The sequence below is a fragment of the Coprococcus intestinihominis genome, assembly GCF_040096555.1.
GTDB classification, from domain to species: Bacteria; Bacillota; Clostridia; order Lachnospirales; family Lachnospiraceae; genus Coprococcus_A; species Coprococcus_A intestinihominis.
Map to the genome: position 1 here is coordinate 1 of NZ_JBBMEK010000399.1, position 1,880 is coordinate 1,880.

1 protein-coding gene and 1 pseudogene are annotated in these 1,880 nt (G+C 42.6%); both read left to right on the plus strand.

Annotation, left to right across the window (positions count from 1 at the left end; genetic code table 11):
- Nucleotides 1–394 precede the first annotated feature (394 nt).
- Nucleotides 395–1,666, plus strand: a complete 1,272-nt coding sequence (locus WMO25_RS17610; protein ID WP_349086495.1) for a Y-family DNA polymerase — start codon at nt 395–397, stop codon at nt 1,664–1,666.
- Nucleotides 1,667–1,681: 15 nt separating this feature from the next.
- Nucleotides 1,682–1,880 (plus strand): annotated as a pseudogene (locus tag WMO25_RS17615) (hypothetical protein); the annotation flags it as partial.

Genomic DNA, 1,880 nt, shown 5'->3' on the forward strand with positions numbered 1-1,880 from the left:
GCCAACTACCTGAGCCAGTTGGGTCTGACTCATATCCTTTGTCTTTCTCAATGTTTTTACTTTCTCACCGAATGTCATAACAATACCTCATTTCTAAGCTATTTCAGGTTTATTGACTTATCCCGGAGCAAAAGCAGGAAAGTAATTTCCTAAAATACGCAAGTTAACTCTTGACAACGCGAAATTGATTGCCTATAATGTGAATCACAAAAGATAAGCAATTACTTGCATATAATATAAACAATATTTCCTATAATGTCAATATTAATCTCTTATAAATTGCCTATTTTAGCGGATTTTCAGTTGTATTATTGCATCTGGAATGTGAATAAATGACGCAGGAAGAAGCAATTAGAAGAGAAAATAGGAAATTACGTGCAAAAGAGGTGAAAAAATGGGACGTCAGAAGTCTTTTATCTGTATCGATCTGAAATCCTTCTATGCGTCCGTCGAGTGTGTAGAAAGAGGCCTTGATCCATTTAAGGCAAATCTGGTCGTTGCGGATCCGACAAGATCACAGTCTACGATCTGCCTGGCTATTACTCCGGCTATGAAGAAGCTGGGGGTGAAGAACCGGTGTCGCATCCATGAGATTCCGGCAGGTATTGAATATATTACAGCCATGCCGAGAATGCAGTTGTACATTGATTATTCTGCCAGAATATACAGTATCTATCTCCGGTATATTTCCAAAGAGGACATTCATGTATACAGCATTGATGAATGTTTTATGGATGTGACGAATTATCTGTCCCTTTATCATATGACAGAAAAGGAAATGGCGGTTGAGCTTATGGATGCGGTGATGAAAGAAACCGGTATTACTGCTACTGCGGGAATCGGTACTAACCTGTATCTGGCAAAAGTTGCCATGGATATTGTCGCAAAACATGTGGATGACCACATTGGTATTTTGAATGAGATATCCTACAGACAACAGTTATGGGATCATAGTCCGCTCAGTGATTTCTGGAGGATTGGTTCCAGAACAGAGAGAAAGCTTGCCGGTTATGGAATCCATACCATGGGAGATATTGCTTATACGTCTGTTACATCTGAGGATTGGCTCTATAAGATGTTTGGAATCGATGCAGAGCTGCTGATCGATCATGCCTGGGGTCTGGAATCCTGTGATATTCATGACATCAAGAATTACCACACGGAGGAACACAGCCTGTCTAACGGGCAGGTGCTCATGCGGAATTATTCTTTTGAGGAGGCAGCGGTGGTTGTCCGGGAAATGACAGACGTTCTTGTGTTGGATCTGGTGTCTAAAGGATTGATCACTGGCTCTGTCACACTTTGGATTGCTTATGATCATCGATATGAGCGACCTTCATCCCATGGGACCGTGCGGCTGACATCTTTGACAAACAGTTCCAGCACTATCATGAATGAAGTGGATAAACTGTATCAGAAAATTACAGACCGTCATACAGGGATCCGGAGGATCGAGATCTGCGCCAACCGGGTCATGCCGGAAGGATATCTGCAGTATGATCTGTTTACAGATCCGGCTGCAGTCGAAAAGGAAAAGAACTTACAGCAGGCTATTCTGGATGTAAAAAAGAGATATGGAAAAAATGCGATTATGCGGGGAGCTAATCTGCTTGACTGCTCTACATACAGAGAACGAAATAATCAGATTGGCGGTCATCGTGCATAAGGAGGTGCATAGATCATGATGGCAAGTGCGTATGCAAAATTAATTTATATGCCAAGACCGGTATCCAACCGGCGAAAGATGGATGTGGGACACCGGGCAAAGCAGTTTGCACCGTTTGCTGCTCTTCGGGGATTTGAAGAGTCGGTCCGGAAAAAAGAGATCCTTTATGAACCCAGAAAGGAACTGTCTGAGGAAAAGAAGCAGGAATTGGATG